The sequence below is a fragment of the Ruegeria sp. ABV4_181 genome, assembly GCF_056158465.1.
Map to the genome: position 1 here is coordinate 24,288 of NZ_JBSWTI010000004.1, position 23,435 is coordinate 47,722.

The window sequence follows — 23,435 nt, forward strand, 5'->3', positions numbered from 1 at the left end:
CATGAATACCTCCGGGTTCATTGCAGCCGGATGCAATCACAGGCCTGCCACTCATTCCGCCGTATTCATCAACAATGCGGGCAAACTTCCGGCATTGTAAGCGTGCTGTGACCCTGTCGGGCAGAATCTCGGGCCAGAAAAGCGGCCCCACCGACCCGTTGCGCCCGATACCAACCAGGCCACAATTCAAGGATGCGGGTCGGACGCATTCCGCCCTCATGCAACCGGGGAAAGCTCAGAAACGATAAAACGAGATTCCGGCGACAAAACCATCCAGCCCGACAGACCGCGCGAAATTGTATAAATCGCTGGTTTTGTTAATGAAACCAGAGCGTTTGAAGTTCAGGGACGTGTTGCACAATACACCGACCCCGGACACCGCCTTAAACGCCGCGAGCAATTCATAAAGCATGGCGTTCTGGGTTCTGGTCACCGTCTGCACGCGGGCCGACCCGTCGATATAGCTTACGGCTTTCAGCCTGGGGTCGGTTACCTGCTGAAAGTGAAGCATGTGTGGGGAAGGGCCGCTCCAATCGAAATGCATCGAAACATCTTCTTCCATGCAAACCGGCGATACTGGCGCAAGGCACGCGCGACCTTTGATATTGTTCAGCCGGTCACGTGTTTCGGTGTGGAACGGCGCCGCCAGGATCGAGCGGTTCCCAAGCGCTCGCGGCCCAATTTCACAATTCCCCATGACCCAGCCGATAACCATTCCGTCACGCAGGGCCGTTGCAACCTGGTCCAGGTTCAACTCGGATCTCCTGACATCCTGCATGTCGATCCAATTGTCGTTGAAAGGCTGGCCGGCATACACGGACCAGTCCAGCTTGGCCCGCCCCGTAAAGTGGCGCATGGCATCGACAGCGGTGCCGATCGCGCACCCTGAATCATTGGTGCATGGCGGGATAAACACATCGCGAAATAAGCCGCAGTCCCGCCAAAGCGTGTTCCAGCGATAATTCAGCCCGCATTCCCCGGCAATCAGCAACGGGTAGCGTTTGGGCAGGTTTCTTTTTGCAAAGTCATGAAAGCGGGAAAAGATTGCGTTGGAATATCTTGCCGCAAGGTTCTGAAACCTTTGGGATTCAACGCCAATATTGTAAAAAGGTGAGGTTTTGAAGGCGCTCTTTTTCAGGTCGCTGTGTCTGACGTCCGCGTCTAACAGCGTCTCGATGAGATCCTGCGCCGCGTCATCCACCGCGCTTGCGTCCCCGTAGGCGCTCGCCGATTGCAGCTTGCCGGGGTAGTCCTTTCTGAGATTGCCGGCCGTGCCCGAAAAACTGGAATCCGCAAGCGCGTAAAGAAACGAAAACCGGCGTCCAGGCGCGGTTAGAACCCGCCCCCTGTGATGTATCTTAAGATCACGGTCGATTTCATAGAAATCGCCCAACTCATCTTCCCAGACCAACACATAGCAGGGTTCCCTCTGTTCGAATGGCGACATCGCATAGGCCGCCCAGATGAGCGACCGTTCATGCGAGGAGGAATAGTAGTCCAGCCTCTTCCCGAAGAAATTCTTCGTCCCGACAATTTCAGAGCTTTCGTCGATGCCGATAGTTCCGGCGCCGGAGATGGCAGTGTGGTTTTCGCCCCGTGTTGACCAGCCGCTAAGCGCCAGAACGTCAGGGAGTTCATTGAACCAAAGCCCGGCGTCGATCAGCGTATTCGGATCGATCGGCGAATTTCGGGGCAAGCTGTCCTTCTCTGCTTCATAGGAAAACATCAGTTGCTGATTTGCCGCGTCGATTCCGGCAACTGATCCGTCATGCCCCGATTTGAAGGAAAGAATTTTCATACCAGCACTCTAATCCAACCAGCCTTCTGTCGTCAGGTGATCGACAACCGTGCGCGCGACGATCTGGTGCCCTTCCGGGGTCCAATGTGCATCGTCCAGAAAGTAGACCAGGGTTCCTTCGGCGGCAGCCTGCTGCAATGCGGGCGTCAAATCCAGGTATTCCATGCCGTTCGCACCTGCCCAGACCTCAAGCGTGGCGGCCAGTTCCAACGGCTCCCAATCCGGAACAACGCTGTCATCCGGGAATGTCAGCAGATCCCGATAGACGTCGATTTTCATCGGGACATGCGCAACCAGAAGCCGCCCGCCATTTTCCCGGACAAGGGCATCCCCCTGCAACAAAAGCTCCTTTAGATAAGGCAGTCGCGCCTCGGCTCTTTCCGGGGGGAAAAGTCAAAATACATCGCCGTTTCCGACGACCACGCCGCGTCAGGGAAATTGCCCGAGCGGGTGCGCGCATAGTTTTCCTGCTGCAAGGTGCGTATCGCCAGCGAACTCCACGAGGCCAGACTGGCGGACAAATTGCCAAAGAACGACCTTTGGCTGAACCGGGCCGGACCGGCAAGAGACGCGCTCCGTGAAACAAACTCGTCATGGCTGATTGGAAAGAACGGCAGATCGTTGCCTTCGAAAAGGAACCAGACCACGACCTTTGGTCTGTAGTCATCCAGATAGCGCAGCATCGCGCTCAGCCCGTGATAAAGCGAGTAGTCGCTTTGGGCGAGGCTTATCGCCGTATATCCGGAGCCCTGCATGACCTGTTCGGTGACGGTCGCATCCTGGCCGACTTTGTATCCTTCGATAAAGCTGTCGCCGACCAGCAGCAGATCGGGGTTTGCGATCGGTGCGCTGTTGCGAAAACCATTCTGATCATAGGTGTAGTCAGCCTCGTACAGGCGGTCCGTGCGCGCGCCCAGCGTCAGAACGGAATCCCCCGGCCGCACCTCGCTGTACTGGTCATTTTCGGGGCGGTGAAAAAAGCCGCCGGGTTCGTGGACCCGATTGTGAGGCCCTAAAAGGCCAACCCCTTTGGGTATGAAAACCTGCCGGTAGTCGATGACGCCGATCAGGGCGGGCAGTTCGATCAACAGGGCAACAAACCCAAATGTCCCCACACACAACGCAACGTTCTGAGCTATGTCCCGGCGGCGGTCATTTCGGGTTGTGAAAACATATGTCAGCAGCGCTGCAATGCTGAGCAGGACATTGAGGTAAAAGCTCTGTGGCGGGTACACCAGAAAGAAATTGTCAAAACTTTCGGCAGGCTGGCGTGTTGCGACCCAGACATAAAGAACAAACCCAAGCAGGATCAGACCGAACCACAAACGCCTCTGCCCAAGCTTCAGGACGAACAGCCCCGCAGATCCAAGCAGGATCTGAATCCCGATGATCGTGTAGGTGAACAGCTCTGATTCAATCTTTCCGTCCGACGCAACCAGCGCCTGCACCGACCATTTGTTGAAGGCCAGGCTGACGACCAGCAGGAAAACCCCAAGCAGTTTCCCATAGCCGGATTTGGGTCGTGTGAACGTCATTTTTGTCTCATGCAACTGGTAAAACCCCGCAATCAGGCAGGCAACATATTAAAGGCGTCAGCAACAACGCGATGAGAAATGCCTGCGCTAGTCAAGCTCAAACGCTTCTTTGTAATCCTGTTTCAGCGCCTGATCCTGATCGGGTTTTCGCAGGACGCACCGGCCGATCACCAGCATATCCAGATCCGTGCCCATGAAACAGCGAAACGCGTCCTCCGGCGTGCAGACGATCGGTTCCCCCCGGACGTTGAAGGATGTGTTGACCAGAACCGGACAACCGGTGCGCTGTTTGAATTCAGTGATCAGCGCATGATACAAGGGGTTGGTTTCGGCATGAACGGTCTGCACACGGGCGGAATAATCGACATGGGTCACCGCCGGAATCTCCGAGCGGACGACGTTGAGTTTCTCGATGCCGAAAAGCTGCTTTTCCTCTGCGGTCATCGCACGGCGCAGTTTTTCCTGAACGTCCGCCACCAGCAGCATATAGGGGCTGTCATAGTCCAGTTCGAACCAGTCGCTTACATCTTCGCGCAGGACTGACGGGGCGAACGGGCGAAAGCTTTCGCGGTACTTCACCTTGAGGTTCAGCGTCTTTTGCATCGACGGGGACCGCGGATCGCCGATAATGGACCGCCCCCCAAGGGCGCGGGGACCAAACTCCATCCGGCCCTGAAACCAGCCAAGCGCCTTTCCATCGACCAGGGCCGCCGCCGCCTCGGCGATCACGGCCTCGGTCTCGAATGTCTGGTATTTTGCCCCGATGGCGGTCAGGCGCTGTTCAATATCATCCTGCGCAAATTCCGGGCCCAGATAGGACCCTTGCATCTTGTCGGACGCGCTGTCGCTTTGACGCTCGTTTTGCAGTTCCGTGTGCCAGGCCGCCAGGGCGGCCCCAACCGCGCCGCCGGCATCCCCGGCGGCAGGCTGCACCCAGATATTCCTGAACGCGCCGTCCCGCAGGATATGACCGTTGGCAACGCAATTGAGCGCCACCCCCCCGGCCATACACAGATTGTCGATGCCGTATTCCTGCGCGGCCGAGCGGGTCAGCCGCAGAACGATCTCTTCGGTGACAGCCTGAACCGAGGCCGCGATGTCCATGTGGAACTGGGTCAGCGGGTCTTTGTCCGGTTGGCGCACGGGCTCGCCAAACAGGTCCGCGAAACGCTGGTTGGTCATCGTCAGACCAACGGCGTAGTTGAAATACTGCATATCCAGCCTGAACGACCCGTCCTCCTTCAGGTCGATCAGATTCTCCAGAATGACATCCTTGAAACGGGGCGTGCCATAGGGGGCCAGCCCCATGACCTTGTATTCACCGCTATTGACCCTGAAGCCCGTGTAATACGTGAACGCGGAATAAAGCAGGCCGATCGAATGGGGAAAATGGATTTCCTTTTCGATCTTCAGTTCCCTGCCGCGCCCGATCGCCAGTGTTGTTGTCGCCCATTCGCCGACCCCGTCCAGTGTCAGAACCACCGCTTCTTCGAAAGGAGAGGGAAAGAACGCGCTGGCGGCGTGGCTAAAATGGTGCTCGCTGAACATCAGCCGGTCGCCGGGACGATACTCGGGATCGTGCCGCCGCAGTTCCCGGCCAAGCAAGTCTTTCTGAAACAGCTTCTCACGCAGCCAAACCGGCATGGCCATCCGAAAGGATTTCAGCCCGCGCGGCGCGTAAGAGACATATGTTTCCAGCAGGCGCTCGAACTTGAGAAAGGGCTTGTCGTAAAAGGCGATGTGATCGACATCGCCAATTTTAAGGCCGGCCTCGCCCAGAACATATTCGATGGCGTGAAACGGATACCCCGCGTCGTGCTTCTTGCGCGTAAAGCGTTCTTCCTGTGCTGCGGCAACCAGAGAGCCGTCGACGACAATGGCCGCGGCGCTGTCGTGATAGAACGCGGAAAGTCCGAGAATTGCAGTCACGGGCCGAACCTAGAACAGTGTATAGATGAACGGGGCGATGGCCGAACCCTGGCTGAGCACAATCAGCCCGCCGAAAATCACCATCATGATGAGGATCGGAAGCAGCCAGAATTTCTTTCGAAATTTGAGAAATTGCCACATCTCTACCAGAAACGACATCCGATACTCCTAGAATTGATTTTTCATTGAGCCCACGTTTTCCGTGCGCTCAATCCAATATGTATTGGTATCTTTGTTTAGCTTTTGCCTTAATAGGTCTTTCCCCAAAGCTCTCATGATCAGCCCGGTTGGCGTCACGGTCAGAAAGTAGACCAGCGCCATGACGATGGGGGCGACAATCGCACCCAGAAGCAGGCCGAACCTTGTCCACAACCGGTTTGCGCCGGACAGCAGCGACGGGCGCAGCAGGGCGACCAGCAGAAATGCGGCCGCGATGGCCAGCGACCAATACCGCAGACCCCCGCCATGAATCAGCGGCCATAGCCCGACGATTGCGAAGACGAAGGCAAAGACAAATCCGAAATTGCGGTCGCTACCGCCCTTAACTTTGTGGCGAGCCTCAATATCGATCATGATAGGGTAATCTCGTCCAGGGAACTCTAAGAACTGTTACGTTACCTTGCACTTCTCACCAGAAAAAATCTATTTTTTTAGTCCGCCGCCCTGAACCGCCTCTCAATTGTTCGACAATCGCCCGTAAAGCGATGGATTGTCGCCGACCGGAAATCCGCAGATATGCACCGGATTTCCGGCAGAAATCCGGCTCTTGTTTTGTTGGCCCGATATATGCGGTGTTCTTGCGTTTTACGCCCAAGTCGCCTTTAAATGCGGGGCGTCCCTTAGCTAGTATCCATTTCAAATGAACCGTGAACTTCGCAGACGTATATTCGTTCTCCACAATTGGCTGGGTCTGCACCTGTCGATCTTTTTTACGTTCATGTTTTTAACGGGTTCTCTGCTTGTCGTGGGCAATGAGCTTGAATCCATCGGGCGCCCTGAAATCTGGACCACAGCGGCCCAGGAAGACCGGACCGCCAGCTTCGGCATGATTTACGACGGCATCAAGAACACTTTCCCCGACAGCAAGATCGTCGTGATGGAAAAACGCCCCGCTCCGTGGTTTGTCGATCAGACCCTTGGCCGTACAGGCTGGGGTGAGCGGGTGAATTTCTGGACAGACCCGAACAGCGGCGCGGTTGTTGAAGTGACCGCCGATATGGGCTTCAAGAAAATCGTGCGCGAGTTGCACGACAATTTTCTGAGCGGCCAACTCATAATATATCTCGCGATATGCGCGACGTCTGTCGTGCTTATGTATCAGGTTGTCAGCGGTCTCATTACCTACCGGCGGTTCTGGAAAGGGTTTTTTCGAGGGCCAAAAGGGTCGATCGGTTCCAGATCCTGGTCCGGCGCGGCCCATCGGCTGGTCGCTGTCTGGGCCACGCCCCTGCTTCTGATCACCGCCGTGACCGGGTTCATCTTCTTTCTGATTGCACTGGGGGTTGAGGGCAGCAGACCGGCCCCCCAACCACCTGTTGAGCGTGACACCATACTGCCCAATGATTTTTCCATGGCCACACTGGACCTGGCCGAGGAACGCGCCCGTGCCGCTCTGCCGGGTTTCCAGCCGACCGTCCTGAGGGTTCCGGTACGCAAATCCGAAGGATTCAGATTCTTCGGACACGTTCCGGGCGTCGCGGATATTCGGGGCATGAGTACAGTGGTCGTTGACCCCGAAACGCTTGAGGTCCTGGGAGCTTTCACCCCTGACGACAACACCGGCATGGCGCGCTGGATCCATGTCGCCGAAATGCTGCATTACGGGTTTTGGGGCGGTGCGTTCTCAAGAGCGATATGGTTCCTTCTGGGTTTGGCAGCAACGGGCGTCGCCCTTACAGGAGCGATGATCTTTGCCGCCCGCCTGACCCCGGATGCGCCGCGTTCTGGCCCCCTGAAACGCATCTGGCGTGGGCTGGGGCTGTTTCGATGGGCCTACTTCCTGGTGCTTCTGGGTATTCTTGCGGCCAGCTATGTGCGCTTTGGCCCCGACTCCTATCGCGCAACCCGGGTTTATACGACCGACATCGTTGAAGCGGGGGCCCACCTGCTGCTGCGTGACCCTCTCAGGCGGAACACGCCGATCGAAATCGAACTGCGCATTGATGAGCCGGAACTGCGCGCTGCAAGGGTTGAGTTCAATGGTGACGTCATTCTGACAGCCAATTTGCAGCAGGATGGTGAAAACACCCCGATACAGGTGGCGTTCGATCCGGCAAGCACGGCCAACGACCTCACGGCCCGGCTGGAGAAAACGGACGGAAGTGAAAAGACCTACACGTTCCGTCTGGGGCGCCTCATCTGGTAGGAGAGCCTGGCACGCGGCCGCGCTGCAGATCCGGGCTTTGCAACGGTATCGGTATCAAACCGGCGCTTTGACCCCGATAAGTGCGAATCCGGAAACATTCGCGCGGCGGCACGCAGGGGCCAAAACGCCCGAACTTCCTGAAAAACCTGCCGTTACACCGGCGCCCGTTTGCAAAGACCGTTGAAAGCATTGAAATACAAGGTGAGATTACGGACCCTCGGCGAGGTGTAAAACCTGACGCCAGAAAGATCGAATTTGGTCAAAATTATTGTCTATATTCAGCCAGTCTGTGTTTGAATACTATAAGCGGAAGAGTGAATTGAGCCTGTCGCGCTTTGAATATCGCGCATGCCATGCGGACGAGGCGGGCAGAATACATATTAAGTACGTAAAGGGTTTCCATTTTCATGAACAAGGTTGCCGAGCAGATCACCCCGGACAACACCACAACCGGTGCGCCGGACACATCGGGCATGAGCCTGAGCGTGGTCATCCCTGCCTATAACGAAGAAAACGCCGTCCGCCACACCGTCGAGGATGTGCGGACCCATCTCGAACCGCTGAATATTCCCTACGAGATCATCGTGGTGGACGACGCCAGCCAGGACAACACGCGCGCCGAGGCCGAGGCCAGCGGCGCCACCGTCACCTTCAACGACGTCAACTCCGGCTATGGTGCCAGCCTCAAGCGCGGGGTGCGGATGGCGCAGTATGAATATGTGGCCATTCTGGATGCCGACAGCACCTATCCCGCGCGCTATCTGCCGGGCATGCTGGCGATGTGCCGCGATCAGGACATGGTGGTGGGCGACCGGGGCGCGGCGATGAAAAACGTGCCGCTGTTGCGGAAACCGGCCAAGAAATTCCTGTTCGCCTTCGCCTCGTTCCTGGCCGAGCGCAAGATCAACGACCTCAACTCCGGCCTGCGGGTGTTTCGCAAATCCGAGCTGATCCCGTTCCTGCCGCTCTTGCCGCAGAATTTCTCGTTCACCACCACGATCACGCTGTGCATGACGTCGAATGGCAAGCGGATGATCTATACGCCGATCGAATACGGCAAGCGGGTGGGCAAATCGAAAATCCGGCCGATCGACTTTCTGAACTTCATCATTCTAATCCTGCGCATCAGCACGCTGTTCAATCCGCTGCGGGTGTTCATCCCGCTGGGGCTGGCGTTTTTCACGCTGGGAACAGTGAAGTTCATTGTCGACATGTTCTACTGGAACCTCAGCGAAACGGCGGTGTTTTCCTTCCTGGCGGCGATCATGATCTGGTCGCTGGGGCTGATTGCCGACATGATCTCGCGGCTGCACCTCAGACCCTGACAGGAGCGGCAGCATGCTTTCCGATCCAAGTCAAAGGCGCTGGCTGATCCGGGTTGCCGGGTCTGTTGTGGTTCTGGCGATCCTGTTCTGGCTGCTGCCTGCAGATGCGATCGTGGCGGCGCTGAAGGCGATCCCGATCTGGGTTTTCCTGTGCGTGCTGATCCTGTTCCTGCTGGCCCATGTGGTGGCGGCGCTGAAATGGTGGCTGCTGCTGGGGCGCGGGTTTCCGGCCCTGCTGGCGATCCGGGCGCATTATGCCGGTCTGGCCGCCAATCTGTGCCTGCCCGGAGCGATTGGTGGTGACACCGTGCGCGCCGGTCTGGCGCAGGCGGCTATGAAGGACGGGGCGCGGGTTGTCGCCGGCGCGACCGTTGACCGGCTGATCGACATGGTGGCCCTGCTGACCCTGTCCTGTCTGGGTCTGGTCCTGACATGGGAAAGTGCCGAGGGCGGGCATATGATCTGGCCTGTCGCGCTGATCCTGCTGGGGGCACTGGCGGGGATGGTGGCGCTGCCGCGCCTGCTGCCCCTGCCCTGGCGCTATGTCCCGTCCCTGCCCGGCAAGGGCTTTGCCCATCGTCTGGCCGATGCGCTGGCCGGGCTGGGCCGCAGGCCCGTCACGCTGGCGGTGGCCTTCATCGCCTCGGTCCTGATCCAGCTGTTGCTGGTCCTGCTGGCTTGGTGGCTGGCCATCGCGGCAGGCGTCGATGTGGCGGCCGGGCCGTGGATATTCGCCTGGCCGCTGGCCAAGATCATCGCGGTTCTGCCGGTATCGCTGAACGGGCTGGGCCTGCGCGAGGCGACGCTGGCCGGATTTCTGGCCCCCTTTGGCGCCAGTGCGCCTGCGGTCGTGGCCGCCGGGCTGGTCTGGCAGGTTGTGTTGTTTACAGCGGGCGGGTTTGGCGCGCTGGTGCTGACAATGTCCGGGATGCGGTTCAGCGCCCCGGCAAGTTCCCAAAAGGAAGAGTGCAAGTGACGGATGTTTCCCGACCGACAGGCGACGAAAAGCCTGAAATCATCATACTCGGTGCCGGCCCCGCCGGTCTGGCAGCGGCCCATGCCCTGGCCGGACAGGCCAGGGTAACCGTGGTTGAGAGGGCCCCGGTGGCAGGCGGCAACTCGGCCTCGTTCCCGGTGGAAGGCGTGATCTGCGACTATGGCTCGCACCGGTTTCACCCGGCGGCCGAGCCCGAGGTTCTGCAGGACGTGAAAACCCTGCTGGGCGACGATCTGCTGCTGCGCCCGCGCCATGGGCGCATCCGGCTGGGCGGCAAGTGGATTCACTTCCCGCTGAAACTGACCGATGCGCTGATGCGCCTGCCCAAACCTTTTGCCGCGTCTCTGATCGGGGATATGGCACTGAAACCCTTCCGTAAGAAAAGCGCAGGCCCCGAGACATTCTCGACTGTGCTGTATGACGGGCTGGGGCCGACGATTTCGGACAATTTCTATTTCCCCTATGTGCGCAAGCTCTGGGGTCTGGATCCCGACAAGCTGGCCGTCAAACTGGCCGAACGGCGGGTTGGCAGCGGCTCGGTCGGCAAGATCCTGATGAAGATGCTGCGCCTGCTGCCGGGGCTGCGCAGTGAAACCGCCGGGCGGTTCTTTTATCCCCGAAGGGGCTTTGGGCAGATTTCCGATGCGATGCTGGACAGCGCCCGCGCCAATGGTGTCACGTTCCTGTTCGACACCGAAATCACCGGGATCGACCGGCAGGGCGACCGCATCACGGGGTTGACGATCCGCGACGGCGAAGACGAACGGCACATGACCGGCGATCTGATCCTGTCGACCATTCCGCTGACCGGGCTGACGCGCCTGATCGACGCCCCGCCGCCCGAGGTGGTCGAGGCCGCCCGCGCCATCCGGTTCCGGGGCATGATCCTGCTCTATCTGGTGCTGGAGACCGACCAATTCACCGAGTTCGACGCGCATTATTTCCCCGAATTGTCGATCCCGATCAGCCGCATGTCGGAACCCAAGAACTATAACGCCAGCGGCGCGCCAAAGGGCGTCACCGTGCTGTGTGCCGAACTGCCCTGTGATCCGGACGAGACATGGTGGTCGATGTCCGACGAAGAACTGGGGCAGGAATTCACCAAATGGCTGGGCCAGCTGGGTCTGCCGGTCAATGTTCCGGTGCGCCGCTGCGAAACCCGGCGGCTGAGCCATGCCTATCCGGTTTACGATGTGGGCTACGAGGCGCGGTTCGATACCGTCGACAACTGGCTCTCGGGTCTGGACGGGTTGCTGGTCTTCGGACGGCAGGGCCTGTTCGCCCATGACAATACGCACCACGCCTTTGCCATGGCCTATGGCGCCGCGGATTGCATCGACGGCAAGGGGCAGGTCGACCGCGCGAAATGGAACAAGTATCGCGAGGTCTTTGCCACGCATGTGGTGGAAGACTGACCATGCCCGCCTGGCAGGCCGATATCCTGATGTATCACTCGATCTCGGACGCGCCGGGGCCGACCTCGATTGCGCCCGACATCTTTGCCGCTCAGATGCAGGCGCTGGCCGCCTCAAACCTGCCGGTGGTGACCCCGGATGCCCTGGCCAACCCGCCCGCCCCCCGCGTGGTCATCATCAGTTTCGACGACGGGTTTGCCGATTTTGCCGATACCGCCTGGCCCATCCTGCGCGATCACGGGTTCTGCCCGATCGTCTATCTGCCCTCGGGCCAGATAGGCGGCAGCGACAGCTGGGCCGGGGGCAACATCCCGGCCCGCCCCCTGATGGATTGGGACAGGATCGTCTCTCTGGCGGGTGAAGGCGTCCGCTTTGGCGCGCACAGTATCACCCATCCCGACCTCACCACACTGAACCCGGAATCGCTGGAAGAGGAAGTAACCGGGTCCGGTCAGGATATTGCCGCCCGGCTCGGCCAGCCCATCCGGCATTTCGCACCGCCTTACGGTGCGTCGAACCCGGGCGTGCGGGCGCGTATCGCGCAGCATTACGACACTGCGGTCGGTACCCGGCTGGGCGTGGCCGGACCGGGAGACGACACCCACGACCTGCCGCGGCTTGAAATGTTCTATTTCACCGATATCGCCCGCTGGCAGGCGCATCTTGCCGGGCGGGGCAAAACCTATCTGGCGGCGCGCAAGGCAATGCGCGGCGCCCGTGCGATGATGCGGGGAAAATCGTGGTAAAATTGGTTCTTACACAGTGACTGGTACAAACAAATGCATATTCTGATTACCGGCGGCGCCGGGTTCATAGGCTCCCATTTAACGGAACGGCTGATCGGGGATGGCCATATCGTCACTGTTCTTGATGATCTGTCGACCGGGTTGATATCCAACCTTGGCGCTGTCGCGGACCACCCGGATTTCACCTTTGTCAAAGGCAGCATCCTTGACCGTCAGCTGGTCGCCGAACTGGTCGGCCCGGCGGATGTGGTATTCCATCTGGCAGCGGCCGTTGGGGTCAAGCTGATCATGGACGAACCCAGCCGATCGATCCTGACCAATGTGGCAGGGACCGAGAATGTGCTGGATGCCGCGCTGTTGGACAAGACGCACACCTTCATCGCCTCAAGTTCCGAGGTCTATGGCAAAAGCACGAATTTCCCGTTTCAGGAAGAGGGCGATCTGACCATCGGCGCCACCCGCAACCTGCGCTGGTCCTATGCCTGCGCCAAGACGCTGGACGAGTTTCTGGCGCTGGCCCATGCGCGGGAATCCGGTCTGCCGGTCACGGTTCTGCGGTTCTTCAACACTACCGGCCCGCGGCAAACCGGGCGCTATGGCATGGTGCTGCCTAATTTCGTGAAAGCCGCGCTGGAAGGCGCGCCGCTGATGGTGCACGGCACCGGCGAGCAGTCACGCTGTTTCGGCCATGTGGCGGATGTGGTCGAAGCCATGTGCCGGCTGATGACCCTTCCGGACGCGCGTGGCGACGTCTTCAATGTCGGCACCGATCAGGAGGTCACGATCCGCGCACTGGCCGAGCAGGTTATCCGGACGACCGGCTCTGCCTCGGAAATCCAATGCGTGCCGTATGATACGGTCTATCCCGAAGGGTTCGAGGACATGCAGCGCCGCCTGCCCGATGTCTCAAAGCTGGAACGTGTCACCGGGTTCCGCCCGATGCGCCCGTTGCAGCAGATTATCGACGACATTGTCGCCGAGATGAAGCACCCGGTTTCTGCATGAGCGTCTGTCTTCCGGCGCAGCCAGGACCCTGAAACGTCGTCACGCAGACGAGGTCCCCGCCGCGCCGCTTTCAAACGCCCCCGCCTCCAGCGCCGTGGCCAGCCTGCGGTCGCCTTTGTCATGCGCCGCACGGGCCAGCGCGGCCCCATATGCCTCCAGCACCGCGGTCTCGTGCCAGATTTCCTGAAACGCCGTGCGCGCGGCGGCGCCCTGCCCTGCGCGCCGGTCGGGCTGATGTTGCAAATCGCGCATCGCCGCAATCAGATCGTCTTCGGTCTCAAACAGCGATCCGCCCCCGGCCCTTTCCACGATTTCGGGGAAGGGTCCCAGCCGGCGGGCGATCACCGGCGTCCCCAGCCGGAAGCTTTCGATCAGGATGATGCCGAAGGTTTCGTAACACACGGATGGCACGATCAGCCCGATGGCCCCACGGTAATAGGCGTTGAGCTCTTCCAGCGTTTTGCGGCCCAGGAATTTGATCCGGTCATTGCCTGCGGCCTGTTTCTTCAGCTCATCCGCGTAATCGCCATCGCCGAGGATCAGCAGATCGGCATCCGGATAACGGTCAAAGGCCGGGAACACGTCCTGCAACCCTTTGATCTTTTCCAGCCGTCCGACAAACAGGAAATAAGGCCGCTCATGCGCGGCCGGTTCCGGCAGGGCCGTCTGATCGAGATCGGGCAGGAAATAGGGCAGCACCTGCATCTCCTGACGCAGGCCGAATTCGCGATGCTTGGCGCGGCTGAATTCACTTTTGGCGATGATCAGATCCATATGATCCAGCGCCCGGTCCAGCGCCCCCGTATAACGCCAGAGCTGCGGTGGACGCCTGTAGCTCAGCACGCAGCGCAAGCATTGGCGGTCATCGCACAGCTCGCGCCCGTGCCGCCACAGAACATGGGTGGGGCAGACCAGCCAGTGCTCATGCGCCTCATAAACCTTCAGCCCTTCGCCCATCGGCAGCAGGCCGGGCCCGCCGATCAGCGAGGTGTTGTTGTGCCAGAGGATGTCCGGTTGCCGCTCGGCCAGTATCTCGCGGATGCGGGCGGCATGTACGACGGGTCGGCCCAGCTGTTGGGTCAGCAGGTTCGACATCATGCCATTGCGGCTGCGCAGCCCGATCCGCCGCACCCCGTCCGGTGCGCCTTCGGGCTGGGGCTTGCCGCCGAGGATCAGATAGCTGTCTTCGTCATGCACCACCGTCACGTCATGCCCCCGCGCCACCAGCGCCCGGGCCATGCGCTGAATGCCCACGGCGTCACCCCCAAAGGAATAAGGCGGATAAAATGTGGTGAACATCAAAATGCGCAAAGACTGCATGCGGATCGTACCGGGCTACTAATGACTGTCCGGCATGAAATACGATCTCTGCAACAATCGAAAGACCGAAGCCTCACGGCCCCCCGGTTCATACCCGGTGTTGCGGACATGCTGCAGATGCCGGCAGGCTGCGGGGGCCCGTCATCATGACATGGGCAAATACCAAGCGCGTGTTATGATCGCGCGATTGTTGAGAAATTTGGCCCAAACCCACATAAGATGCAGAACGCCCCGCCTTCAAACCCCCTTCATGTCGTCGAGATGGGCACCCAGTTCGGCATGGGCGGCATCACCCGGCACATCCTGGGCCTGAGCGATTGGCTGCAGGCCCGAAATCATCGCGTCACCCTGGCCGGCACCGCCGATATCTGGGCCGGACCGGAGCAGCAACCGGATTTCCTGGATCTGCCCACCCGCTATGTCGCGGGTGACGGTGGCAGCATCGCCAATCGTTTGCGCCATACCGCCGGCGCCGTCTGGCGGTTGCGGCGCTGGCTGGCGGCCAATCCCGCCGATCTGATTCATTGCCATGAATCCGCCCCCGCTCTGGTCGCCAATCTGGCCCGCACCGGGCGGCGCATTCCCGTCGCTGTCACCTATCACGGGTCCGAACCCGAACGGATTGCCGCCTTTGGCCGGATTGCCGCGAAATGCGATCTGGTGATCACACCCAGCCACCGATCGGCCGAAGACCTGGCCACGATCGGCAATGTGCCGCAGGACAAGCTGAAGGTCATTGGGCTGGGCGTCACACCCCCACCCCAAGACAGTACAGAAGACATTGCCAGCCTGCGCGCCGAGCTGCTTGGGGATGGCGACAGGGTGATTGTCACGCTGGCCCGCCTGCTGCCGCAAAAAGGGATCGACATCCTGATCGACTGCGTCGCGCGAATGAAAGAGACCCATCCGGGTTACCGTTTCATCGTTGCAGGTGACGGACCGGACGAAGCACAGCTACATGCGCTGGCGCAGGAAAAGGGCCTCGGCAAGCACCTGCGTTTCATTGGCCGCACCGACAAACCGATCCGGCATCTGCGCGCGGCAGAACTGTTCCTGCTGACCTCGCGCTGGGAGGCCCTGCCCTTCACCATCGCCGAGGCGTTTCAGGCCGGAACCCCCGCCGTTGCCACCGCCTGTTCCGGCGTGGTCGAACTGATTGATGACAGTGTCGGCGCGGTGGTCCCCATCGGTGATATCGACGCGATCTGCGCAGCCGTCGCAGATGTCCTGTCAGATGAAGGACGCCGGCAAACACTGGCGGAAAACGCCCTGAAACGCAGCCGTGAAGACCGGTTCGACCCGGATTGGGTGCACCGGCAATTCGAAAAGACCTATTACGATCTGGCAGGCCGCCAAAAGTAACCGCAGATCAGGGGCGTTTGGTGATATAGCCCCAGACCTCGCCCAGCGTCCAAGCCGTCGACAGCAGCATGACATAGGGCAGTGCCTTGAGATAGCGCATTCCCCGCCCCTTGCTGGCCTGCAGCTTGTAGTGGCGCACCCAGAGCAGCGGCGGGATCAGCGGACCGGCCAGGATCAGCATCAGGCGCTTTGCGTTGCTTTGATTGCGCACCCGGATTTCACCGAACAGGCGGCCCCAGTCGAACCGTTCGGGCAGCAATTCCCGGAAGGTCGCCTTGGGCCGGTGGTGGTGCACAACCACTTCGTTCGACAGCCATAGGTCCTCGCCCTGTTCGATCAGGTGCCAGTGGACGATCGGTTCGTGATAGCGGTCCTTCCACAGATGCTGGGTCTCATCCAGCGCCTTGCGGCTATAGGTCAAGTTCACGTCTGAAACCCAGTCGGCCGGGCCGGTCTCGAACGGTCGTCCGTAGCGGCCGAAATCGGTGACGTAAAAGGCCCAGTTCAGCGGGCTGACCGGCTCCATGCATTCAATCGCGCCGCCAATCACGTTCTTGCCGGTCTCCGCATAAAGCCGCACGATAGTACGCGCCCAGTCGGATTGTGGCAGGCCGCGGTCTTCGAGAATGCCGATGATGTCGCCCGTAGCCGCAGCCAGCCCGGCCGAGCGGCGGCGGTCATAAAGCTCGTGCTTGCCCGCCTCGGACGTGATCGGGCGGATAGGGTCGATGACGCCAAGATCCAGAAACCGCACCTCGGGGTAATCCTCGGCATATTGCGCAACATCCGCGACGCTGGCGTCATAGGGAATGATCACATCCAGCGGCGGCGGGTCGTCGAAACTGCGCACCGCTTCAAGGAAATCCCGCACATAGCTGCCGCCTTGCACGATGGTCAGAACGATGGAAAGGGTCGGATCACTGCTCATCAGATTGTCATGTCCCCAAGATTGTCCAGAATGACCGGCTGGCCGCTGCGCGTGCTTTCCGGCACGGCCGCCGCGATCTCGACCGCGCGCAGACCTGCATGGCCATCGGCGCAATTCAGACCGGTTTCACCCCGGGTCAGGCGGATGAAATCGGCCAGCTCCGCGCCAAAGGACAGAAGGGCCGTCGATTTCCAGGATTTCAGTTTCTCGCGCACCATGATTTCCGGGTAAAATTTGCGCACCCGTTTGGGCGCCCCACCCGGCTTGTCCATGGTGATCACCATATTCTGCATCGGCGCATAGGCCCCGCGCACCATGCCGCGCGAGCCGTAGACCTCGATCACGCTCTGATAGCCTTTCCAGTCATTCCAGCAGGCCTGATAGATCGCCGGAATGCCATCGGGGTTTTTGAAGATCGCCACCGCGTTATCCTCGGACTCCGGCACGTTCCAAACCGTGTTGGTGGCCACGCCGTAAACGCTGGTGATCTCGCCCAGAATGAAGCGCGCCATGTCGGTCATGTGGATGCCCACATCCCACAGGGCACCGCCGCCCGAGAATTCAGCCTGATATTCCCAGTCATGGGTGAAATGGCCCAACCCGTCATGGCCGCCATAGACGCGGACATGGTCGATCTCTCCGATCTCGCCGGATGTCGCGACCTCTTTGACATGCGCGAAGGACGGGTAGTAGCGCATGTTGAACCCGGCCCCCAGGGCCTTGCCCGCCTGTTTCGCGGCCTCCACGATCCGCCTTGCGCCTTCGACCGTCGGGGCCAGCGGCTTTTCGGTCAGCACATGCAACCCTTCGTCAAAGGCGCGCAGGCACAGCGGTTCGCGCACATGCGCGGGGGTTGAGATCACCACCGCATCCATCGGGGTGGCAAAGAACCGGTCGAGATCGGTAAAGGCCGGCGCGCCGTCCGCCACGGCCACGGCGCGGTGAAACTCCAGATCCAGGGCCGCCGCCAATTCGGCGTCAGGAGACTCGTGAATGTTCTGAACCCGCATCTGGCCGATCTTTCCGGCCGCCCCAATCACGCCGATCTTCATTCAATTCCTCATTAACAATCGCGGGTGCGCAACAGGGCTACATCCGGCATCTCTAACAACAATTCACCTGCAAGCGGAGTAGCATAGGCTCTGCCGCCACGCTAGGTTTCTGAAAGATAACGCTTGCCGAAACGGCGGCTGCCTGCGCAACACGAGATGCATCCCGACCGCTATATGCCTGAGCTGTTCTCGGCCAAGGGGCACTGCCGGATTGATCATGCACATGCCCGTCCGGGCTATGCCCCCAGCCACGGCCTGCAGGCCGGACTGGCCGCCACCCGTGCCTATTTACAAGCCCGCTATGGAAAATAATGGGACTGTATATAAAGTTACCCCATCATTTCAGGGGTAAAGAGATTTGATCCATATCGCCGTTGACGCCACGCCTTGGGAAAACGAACGCGGCTTTGGCCGGTTCACCCGCAATCTGATCGCCGCACTGGCCGCCCGCGATACCGGGTTCCGCTATACGCTGTTGTTCGATCAGGAACCGACGCGGCCTGTGCCCGAGGGTGTCAAAACCCTCGTTGCAGGGTCTGAAATGTCGATGTCCGAGGCCTCGTCGGGGGCCAAGGCGCGCGGCGGGGCGGATCTGCTGACAATGGCCAAAGCGGCCCGGCGCATCGACTGCGACGTGTTCTTTTACCCGGCGGTCTACTCTTATTTCCCGCTGCCCGCGCGGCGCCCGACAGTGGTGTGTTATCACGACACGATCCCCGAGCGGTTTCCCGATCTGATCTTTCCCAAACGCCTGAATTTCCGGCTGTGGCAGGCGAAATGCTGGCTGGCCAAGATGCAGGCAACCCGGGTGATGACGATTTCGGATGCCTCGGCAAACGACCTGATGCGCATCCTGCGCATCCCCCGCGACCGGATCGACACGATCACCGAAGGGGCCGAAGGCGTCTTTCGGCCTCTTCACGAAAATCAGGCTCTAATTCAGGCCCGGCAGGCTTATGGCATCCCGGCCGACGCGCCACTTCTGGTCTATCTGGGCGGGTTCAACCGGCACAAGAATGTGCTGCGCCTGATCGAAGCCATGCCTCAGATTCTGGCAAAAGTGCCGGATGCGCGTCTGGCCATCGTCGGGCGTACGACAGGCGCGCGGTTCTGGGACAATATCGAAGACCTCAAGGCCAGCGCCGCCGCTGACGCAGCCCGGTCCGAAAGCATCCTGTTCACCGGCGAAATCGACGACCCGGACCTGGCCGCCCTGCTCAATACGGCCGACGCGCTGGTCTTTCCCTCGCTCTGGGAAGGGTTTGGACTGCCGGCGCTTGAGGCGATGTCCTGCGGCACGCCCGTTCTGTCCTCGGATCGCGGCAGCCTGCCTGAGGTGGTAGGCGATGGAGGGCTTTATTTCGATCCACTGTCCAGCCAGGCGCTGGCGGATCAGACCATCCGTCTGCTGACCGAACCCGGTCTGCAAAAGGCGCTGACGCAAAGGGCGCTGGCGCAGGCTTCGAAATTCAGCTGGGACAAAGGCGCGGACCTGGCCGAAACGTCGTTTCGGCGGGCTTTGGGCGCAAATTAGCAAAAATTCGGCCCGATCATCTTTTTAGCGATTTTCTCCACAATTCTGCGGACATCCGCAAATTGCACCCATTTGGGAAACATCGCACTGCAGCCTCGAACAGTGCTGACAAAATTGTTGGATTCGGACCCAATCCGCCCTATCCGTGGAAAGGGCCGGATTTTCCGGCCGCGGCACCGCGCGTTGTTTTCAGTGTGACTTTGTACCATCAGGATTGATTATGAACTACGAAATTTCACACCATCAGACCCTCAAACAGCTTATCGCGCAACGCGACGCGCGGGTCGCTGTTGTGGGGCTGGGTTATGTTGGTCTGCCACTGGCGCTGACCGCCTATGACGAAGGGTTCGACACCATCGGCGTTGACCTCAACTCCGACCGGGTGGCGCGGATCAATCAGGGTGATCAGGTCATCTCTTACCTTGCACCGGACCGGATCGCGCAGGCGGTGGACAGCGGCAGATTCCGTGCGACAGAGGACGCCGCCGCGCTGGCCGAGGCCGATATCGTGCTGATCTGCGTGCCGACCCCGCTGACCGATGCACAAGATCCGGACATGCGCTTTGTAACCGCCGCGTCCGAAACCATCGCACAGCACCTGCGCCCCGGTCAGATGGTGGTACTGGAAAGCAGCGTCTGGCCCGGCGCCACGACAACCCTTGTTCAGCCCATTCTCGAAGCCGGCGGTCTGCGCGCCGGCTTTGATTTCTTCCTGGCCTTTTCGCCCGAGCGCGAAGACCCCGGCAATGATAAGTTCGACACGCACAGTATCCCCAAGGTGGTGGGTGCCGACGATGCTCTGTCCCGGCAACTGGTCGAGGATTTCTATCGCGCCATCGTCACCCGCGCGGTACCGGTCAGCTCGGCGGCCACGGCCGAGGCGGTGAAACTGGTCGAGAACAGCTTTCGCACCGTCAATATCGCGCTGGTCAACGAACTGAAAACCGCGCTTGAGGCGATGGATGTCGATGTCTGGGAGGTGATCGAGGCGGCCGCCACCAAGCCCTTTGGCTTCATGCCCTTCTATCCCGGTCCCGGCATTGGCGGGGCCTGCATCCCGGTGTCACCCGCCTATCTGGCCTGGCGCGCAGCAGATGCGGGGTCTGACACCCCGATCATCAATCTGGCCCGCTCCAGCAACGACGCCGTGCCGTCGATGCTGGCCGCGCGGATGGCGGCGGAACTGACCGCGCGCAACGGCTCGGCCATGGCGGACACCGGGCAGCCGCTGACCGGTCAGCGCATTTTGCTGATGGGCATTGCCTATAAGCGCGACGTCGAAGACACCCGCCGCAGCCCGGCCCTGGTGCTGCTGGATGAGCTGGAAAAGCTGGGCGCCGAGGTGGACTACCACGACCCGTATTTCCCCCGCCTGCCCGAAGGCGGCGAATTCCCGCAACTGGCCGGGCGCACGTCCGAACCACTGACGGCGGAAAACCTGAAACGCTATGCCGCGGTGGCCGTCATCACCGATCACAGCGCGCCGGATTACGATCTGGTCGCGCGCGAGGCGGCATTGATTTTCGACACACGCAATATCTTTGAAAAGCGCGGGATCCAGGTGGCGGACGGGCGACTGATGAAGATGTGAGCCATGCCACCCCTCTTCTCAGAACGGTGTCTCCCACTTTTACACGCCATGGCATAGCATCAACGGCAGGTTCGCTTCCAAGTGCGTGAAAATTGAAAGAAGAACACCTGTAATGAGTGACAAACCGGGAAAAATCTTTGTCGACCTAGACGGAACGTTGGTCAGAACGGACCTTTTTGTCGAAGCGATCCTGCAGTTTCTGAGACGAAATCCCTTCAACATCTTTCCCTTCTTCATGTGGCTGTTGCGGGGCATCCCCTTTGCGAAGGAACAGATTGCCAAACAGGTCGGGATCAGGGCCGAGGCGCTGCCGTTCGAAGCTCCGCTGCTTGACTATCTGAAACTGCAAAAGGAACACGGCAGGCATCTGGTCCTGGCGACGGCTTCTCATCGCATATACGCCGAGAAAGTCGCCGCGCATCTGGGGATATTCAACTCTGTCCTGGCCACCGACACCGACCGAAACCTGAAAGGCTCCAACAAACTGGCTGCGATCCGCGACGAAAGCGGTAGCGACGCGTTTACTTATGCCGGCGACAGCACGGCGGACAGCCCGATCTGGGCCGCCGCCGGGTCGGGCATATTCGTCAACGCTCCGGCGCCCGAAGTGGCAACCGCGCAAGCCGCCGGAACCGCTGAGAAGGTCATCCGCTCGCGCCCGCCCCAGTGGCGCGCCTTCCTCAGATCAATGCGCCCGCATCAATATGCCAAGAATGCGCTGATCTTCGTGCCACTCTTCACGTCTCAGGAGGCCCTGCCGTTTTCAGGGCTTCTTGCGGCCCTGCTGGCTTTCGTCTGTTTCAGCCTCTGTGCATCGGGCGTGTACTTCCTGAACGATCTGGTAGACCTGCCTGCGGACCGCGAGCACGCAAGCAAGCGGTTTCGCCCTTTGCCCGCAGGGGACCTGTCATTGCATGCAGGTGTCGTGGGAGCTGTCGCACTGCCCATGGCGGCCTTTATCCCGTCCCTGATCTTTCTGCCGGCCGCTTTCACGATGGTGCTGATCGCATATCTCGTCATCACCATGAGCTATTCTTTTTGGCTGAAGCAGATTGCAACCGCGGATGTCATGGTACTGGCATCGCTTTACACTCTGCGTGTCATTGCCGGGGCTACGGCCACGGGTATCGTTCTGTCCTCGTGGCTTCTGGCCTTTTCAATGTTCGTCTTTGTCAGCCTCGGGTATCTCAAACGCTATATCGAAGTGGCCGCCGCGCCGGCAAATGATACCAATGTGCGGGGCCGCGACTATTCGCATGCTGACAGCGAGACCATGTTCAGCCTCGGCGTGTCCAACATCACGGCGGCCGTGGTCATTCTGGCGCTTTATATCAACAGCCCCGACGTGCGGAGCCTGTACAACTCACCGGATATCCTTTGGCTATTGTGCCTTCTGCTGCTCTACTGGGGAAACCGGATCTGGGTCGGAGCCCGGCGCGGCTACATTTCCGACGATCCGGTTCTGTTCGCATTGCGGGACCGGATAAGCCGTTTGATAGGCGCAGGCTTCATACTGACGACCATAGCCGCCAAATACCTGACCCTTTGATGAAGCCATGAAGCTGCTGCCAATATCACAACACAGGTGTTCCCCGCAGACCTGAAACGAAGGAGAGAAATATGTCATTCTACTGGTCCGCCCTGCTGTTCGCCGTGTGTGCGAATATTTGCACCAATGTGTCGTTCAAACTGGCGGTGCAGCAGTTTACGGGCGCGTTTGACATGCGCGCCTTCATGCTTTCGCCATGGGCATGGGCCGGGCTGGTGAGCGGCCTGCTGCTTCTGAGCAGCTTCACCGTGGCCATCCGCGGTATCGAGCTGAGCATCGCGTATCCGGCGGTCACGGGCCTGGCGATGGTCGGCATTCTGATCGTGGGCTATTTCCTGTTTTCCGAAACGCTCAGCTTTCAGAAAATTGCAGGAATCGGGCTGGTCATCGCTGGTGTGATCCTTCTTTCCCAGGTCAAACCAACCTGAAAAACGCCCCGGCAGGCGGCTCTTTGCACGTTTGCCACAGGGCTTGCCGTCCTTTATTGCTTTCGTGCGAAAATTGAAGAACACTGCGTTCAGGCTTTCTCAGGCTTCAAAACAAATGCAGTGTCGAACGAGTAGTGGGGCTAAAGCCCCGTCAGGTAAAAATAATCAAATTTTAACCTAAGGTGATCCAAAGTTTTGCCATGATTCCGCTACGGAATTGGTATTAGGCATCTAGCCATGGCATAGACTATCGCCTACCTTAGGTTGTATTCAGACCACGGCCAAAACCGGAGGACCGGAGAATATGATGGGAATTATCGGAGCAGCAATCCTGGTCGGCCTGAGCGCTGGCGGGATCACTTTGTATTCCGGTTCTTCCATCCTGACGGCACTGGGGGCTTATGTCCTGTTCGGCTGGATGTTCATTTTGGCGGCCATCACCGTTACCGTCGCGGTGAAAGTGATAAAGATACGGGCCGGGAAACAAAATCACGCCTATTCCAACTGAGTGTCTGAAACGTTCCGGGTTTTGCCTGAGACCATTTCACCAAAATGC

Annotated in this window: 23 protein-coding genes; 13 read left to right on the forward strand and 10 right to left on the reverse strand. The window is 59.8% G+C overall.

Annotation, left to right across the window (positions count from 1 at the left end):
* Positions 1–235: 235 nt before the first annotated feature.
* From ACXAC3_RS18630 to ACXAC3_RS18660, 7 genes are all read right to left on the reverse strand, one after another.
* Entirely contained in the window at positions 236–1,798 is a 1,563-nt protein-coding gene (locus tag ACXAC3_RS18630; RefSeq protein WP_475163570.1) for a carbamoyltransferase C-terminal domain-containing protein, read from the reverse strand.
* A 9-nt stretch (positions 1,799–1,807) separates the two neighbouring features.
* Entirely contained in the window at positions 1,808–2,137 is a 330-nt protein-coding gene (locus ACXAC3_RS18635) for an alginate O-acetyltransferase AlgX-related protein (protein WP_475163572.1), read from the reverse strand.
* An 11-nt stretch (positions 2,138–2,148) separates the two neighbouring features.
* Positions 2,149–3,333 (reverse strand): hypothetical protein, encoded by a 1,185-nt coding sequence (locus ACXAC3_RS18640; RefSeq protein WP_475163573.1) that lies wholly within the window; start codon positions 3,331–3,333, stop codon positions 2,149–2,151.
* 87 nt (positions 3,334–3,420) lie between these two features.
* Entirely contained in the window at positions 3,421–5,262 is a 1,842-nt protein-coding gene (locus tag ACXAC3_RS18645) for a carbamoyltransferase family protein (protein ID WP_475163575.1), read from the reverse strand.
* A gap of 9 nt (positions 5,263–5,271) precedes the next feature.
* On the reverse strand, positions 5,272–5,421 hold the full coding sequence (locus tag ACXAC3_RS18650) for a DUF5989 family protein (RefSeq protein WP_475163577.1): 150 nt from the start codon (positions 5,419–5,421) through the stop codon (positions 5,272–5,274).
* 9 nt (positions 5,422–5,430) lie between these two features.
* A complete protein-coding gene (locus ACXAC3_RS18655) occupies positions 5,431–5,835 on the reverse strand; it encodes an SxtJ family membrane protein (protein WP_475163579.1) in 405 nt (134 codons plus the stop codon).
* 55 nt (positions 5,836–5,890) lie between these two features.
* Complete coding sequence (locus ACXAC3_RS18660; protein ID WP_475163581.1) at positions 5,891–6,178, reverse strand: hypothetical protein; 288 nt, start codon at positions 6,176–6,178, stop codon at positions 5,891–5,893.
* Between the two features lie 21 nt (positions 6,179–6,199).
* Here ACXAC3_RS18660 and ACXAC3_RS18665 point away from each other — a divergent pair, with 21 nt between their 5' ends.
* The 6 genes from ACXAC3_RS18665 (at position 6,200) to ACXAC3_RS18690 (ending at position 13,115) form a co-directional block, all read left to right on the forward strand.
* Positions 6,200–7,627 carry a PepSY-associated TM helix domain-containing protein gene (locus ACXAC3_RS18665; RefSeq protein WP_475163582.1) on the forward strand — a complete coding sequence of 476 codons (1,428 nt, stop codon included), beginning with the start codon at positions 6,200–6,202 and terminating at the stop codon, positions 7,625–7,627.
* A gap of 407 nt (positions 7,628–8,034) precedes the next feature.
* Positions 8,035–8,952: a glycosyltransferase family 2 protein gene (locus tag ACXAC3_RS18670; RefSeq protein ID WP_475163584.1), complete on the forward strand. Its 918-nt coding sequence runs from the start codon at positions 8,035–8,037 to the stop codon at positions 8,950–8,952.
* Between the two features lie 13 nt (positions 8,953–8,965).
* The gene (locus ACXAC3_RS18675; protein WP_475163586.1) at positions 8,966–9,928 is read left to right on the forward strand and encodes a lysylphosphatidylglycerol synthase transmembrane domain-containing protein; all 963 of its coding nucleotides are present in this window, start codon (positions 8,966–8,968) and stop codon (positions 9,926–9,928) included.
* A complete protein-coding gene (locus ACXAC3_RS18680; protein ID WP_475163588.1) occupies positions 9,925–11,364 on the forward strand; it encodes a protoporphyrinogen/coproporphyrinogen oxidase in 1,440 nt (479 codons plus the stop codon). The genes ACXAC3_RS18675 and ACXAC3_RS18680 overlap by 4 nt, the downstream gene beginning before the upstream one ends.
* A 2-nt stretch (positions 11,365–11,366) precedes the next feature.
* Positions 11,367–12,110, forward strand: a complete 744-nt coding sequence (locus ACXAC3_RS18685) for a polysaccharide deacetylase family protein (protein ID WP_475163589.1) — start codon at positions 11,367–11,369, stop codon at positions 12,108–12,110.
* A 33-nt stretch (positions 12,111–12,143) separates the two neighbouring features.
* A complete protein-coding gene (locus ACXAC3_RS18690; protein WP_475163592.1) occupies positions 12,144–13,115 on the forward strand; it encodes an NAD-dependent epimerase/dehydratase family protein in 972 nt (323 codons plus the stop codon).
* A 39-nt stretch (positions 13,116–13,154) separates the two neighbouring features.
* On the opposite strand, the gene ACXAC3_RS18695 is transcribed toward ACXAC3_RS18690, so the two are convergent.
* The gene (locus ACXAC3_RS18695; RefSeq protein ID WP_475163597.1) at positions 13,155–14,414 is read right to left on the reverse strand and encodes a glycosyltransferase family 4 protein; all 1,260 of its coding nucleotides are present in this window, start codon (positions 14,412–14,414) and stop codon (positions 13,155–13,157) included.
* Between the two features lie 282 nt (positions 14,415–14,696).
* On the opposite strand from ACXAC3_RS18695, the gene ACXAC3_RS18700 reads away from it, so the two are divergent.
* On the forward strand, positions 14,697–15,797 hold the full coding sequence (locus ACXAC3_RS18700) for a glycosyltransferase family 4 protein (protein WP_475163601.1): 1,101 nt from the start codon (positions 14,697–14,699) through the stop codon (positions 15,795–15,797).
* A 7-nt stretch (positions 15,798–15,804) separates the two neighbouring features.
* On the opposite strand, the gene ACXAC3_RS18705 is transcribed toward ACXAC3_RS18700, so the two are convergent.
* Both ACXAC3_RS18705 and ACXAC3_RS18710 read right to left on the reverse strand, forming a co-directional pair.
* Positions 15,805–16,725 (reverse strand): glycosyltransferase family 2 protein, encoded by a 921-nt coding sequence (locus ACXAC3_RS18705; RefSeq protein WP_475163602.1) that lies wholly within the window; start codon positions 16,723–16,725, stop codon positions 15,805–15,807.
* Positions 16,725–17,777, reverse strand: coding sequence for a Gfo/Idh/MocA family protein (locus ACXAC3_RS18710; protein WP_475163605.1), 1,053 nt, complete (start codon positions 17,775–17,777; stop codon positions 16,725–16,727). Before ACXAC3_RS18710 ends, ACXAC3_RS18705 begins: the two co-directional genes overlap by 1 nt.
* Positions 17,778–17,900: 123 nt before the next feature.
* Between ACXAC3_RS18710 and ACXAC3_RS18715 the strand changes: the two genes are divergently transcribed.
* The 6 genes from ACXAC3_RS18715 to ACXAC3_RS18740 all read left to right on the forward strand — a co-directional run bounded on the left by ACXAC3_RS18715 (position 17,901) and on the right by ACXAC3_RS18740 (position 23,387).
* Positions 17,901–18,089 carry a hypothetical protein gene (locus tag ACXAC3_RS18715; RefSeq protein ID WP_475163606.1) on the forward strand — a complete coding sequence of 63 codons (189 nt, stop codon included), beginning with the start codon at positions 17,901–17,903 and terminating at the stop codon, positions 18,087–18,089.
* Between the two features lie 46 nt (positions 18,090–18,135).
* Positions 18,136–19,311 carry a glycosyltransferase family 4 protein gene (locus ACXAC3_RS18720; protein WP_475163608.1) on the forward strand — a complete coding sequence of 392 codons (1,176 nt, stop codon included), beginning with the start codon at positions 18,136–18,138 and terminating at the stop codon, positions 19,309–19,311.
* A gap of 220 nt (positions 19,312–19,531) precedes the next feature.
* Positions 19,532–20,902 (forward strand): nucleotide sugar dehydrogenase, encoded by a 1,371-nt coding sequence (locus ACXAC3_RS18725; RefSeq protein ID WP_475163612.1) that lies wholly within the window; start codon positions 19,532–19,534, stop codon positions 20,900–20,902.
* A 112-nt stretch (positions 20,903–21,014) separates the two neighbouring features.
* Positions 21,015–22,451, forward strand: a complete 1,437-nt coding sequence (locus tag ACXAC3_RS18730) for a UbiA family prenyltransferase (RefSeq protein WP_475163617.1) — start codon at positions 21,015–21,017, stop codon at positions 22,449–22,451.
* A gap of 71 nt (positions 22,452–22,522) precedes the next feature.
* Positions 22,523–22,879: a DMT family transporter gene (locus ACXAC3_RS18735; RefSeq protein WP_475163620.1), complete on the forward strand. Its 357-nt coding sequence runs from the start codon at positions 22,523–22,525 to the stop codon at positions 22,877–22,879.
* Between the two features lie 304 nt (positions 22,880–23,183).
* Entirely contained in the window at positions 23,184–23,387 is a 204-nt protein-coding gene (locus tag ACXAC3_RS18740; RefSeq protein WP_475163623.1) for a hypothetical protein, read from the forward strand.
* Positions 23,388–23,435: the final 48 nt, after the last annotated feature.

Excerpts from the sequence above, each read along its gene's own strand:
- ACXAC3_RS18685 (WP_475163589.1), top strand. The coding sequence starts at position 11,367 with ATGCCCGCCTGGCAGGCCGATATCCTGATGTATCACTCGATCTCGGAC.
- ACXAC3_RS18630 (WP_475163570.1), bottom strand. The coding sequence starts at position 1,798 with ATGAAAATTCTTTCCTTCAAATCGGGGCATGACGGATCAGTTGCCGGA.
- ACXAC3_RS18705 (WP_475163602.1), bottom strand. The coding sequence starts at position 16,725 with ATGAGCAGTGATCCGACCCTTTCCATCGTTCTGACCATCGTGCAAGGC.
- ACXAC3_RS18730 (WP_475163617.1), top strand. The coding sequence starts at position 21,015 with ATGAGTGACAAACCGGGAAAAATCTTTGTCGACCTAGACGGAACGTTG.
- ACXAC3_RS18675 (WP_475163586.1), top strand. The coding sequence starts at position 8,966 with ATGCTTTCCGATCCAAGTCAAAGGCGCTGGCTGATCCGGGTTGCCGGG.
- ACXAC3_RS18700 (WP_475163601.1), top strand. The coding sequence starts at position 14,697 with ATGGGCACCCAGTTCGGCATGGGCGGCATCACCCGGCACATCCTGGGC.
- ACXAC3_RS18735 (WP_475163620.1), top strand. The coding sequence starts at position 22,523 with ATGTCATTCTACTGGTCCGCCCTGCTGTTCGCCGTGTGTGCGAATATT.
- ACXAC3_RS18725 (WP_475163612.1), top strand. The coding sequence starts at position 19,532 with ATGAACTACGAAATTTCACACCATCAGACCCTCAAACAGCTTATCGCG.
- ACXAC3_RS18690 (WP_475163592.1), top strand. The coding sequence starts at position 12,144 with ATGCATATTCTGATTACCGGCGGCGCCGGGTTCATAGGCTCCCATTTA.
- ACXAC3_RS18650 (WP_475163577.1), bottom strand. The coding sequence starts at position 5,421 with ATGTCGTTTCTGGTAGAGATGTGGCAATTTCTCAAATTTCGAAAGAAA.
- ACXAC3_RS18640 (WP_475163573.1), bottom strand. The coding sequence starts at position 3,333 with ATGACGTTCACACGACCCAAATCCGGCTATGGGAAACTGCTTGGGGTT.
- ACXAC3_RS18695 (WP_475163597.1), bottom strand. The coding sequence starts at position 14,414 with ATGTTCACCACATTTTATCCGCCTTATTCCTTTGGGGGTGACGCCGTG.
- ACXAC3_RS18740 (WP_475163623.1), top strand. The coding sequence starts at position 23,184 with ATGATGGGAATTATCGGAGCAGCAATCCTGGTCGGCCTGAGCGCTGGC.
- ACXAC3_RS18665 (WP_475163582.1), top strand. The coding sequence starts at position 6,200 with ATGTTTTTAACGGGTTCTCTGCTTGTCGTGGGCAATGAGCTTGAATCC.
- ACXAC3_RS18655 (WP_475163579.1), bottom strand. The coding sequence starts at position 5,835 with ATGATCGATATTGAGGCTCGCCACAAAGTTAAGGGCGGTAGCGACCGC.
- ACXAC3_RS18670 (WP_475163584.1), top strand. The coding sequence starts at position 8,035 with ATGAACAAGGTTGCCGAGCAGATCACCCCGGACAACACCACAACCGGT.
- ACXAC3_RS18710 (WP_475163605.1), bottom strand. The coding sequence starts at position 17,777 with ATGAAGATCGGCGTGATTGGGGCGGCCGGAAAGATCGGCCAGATGCGG.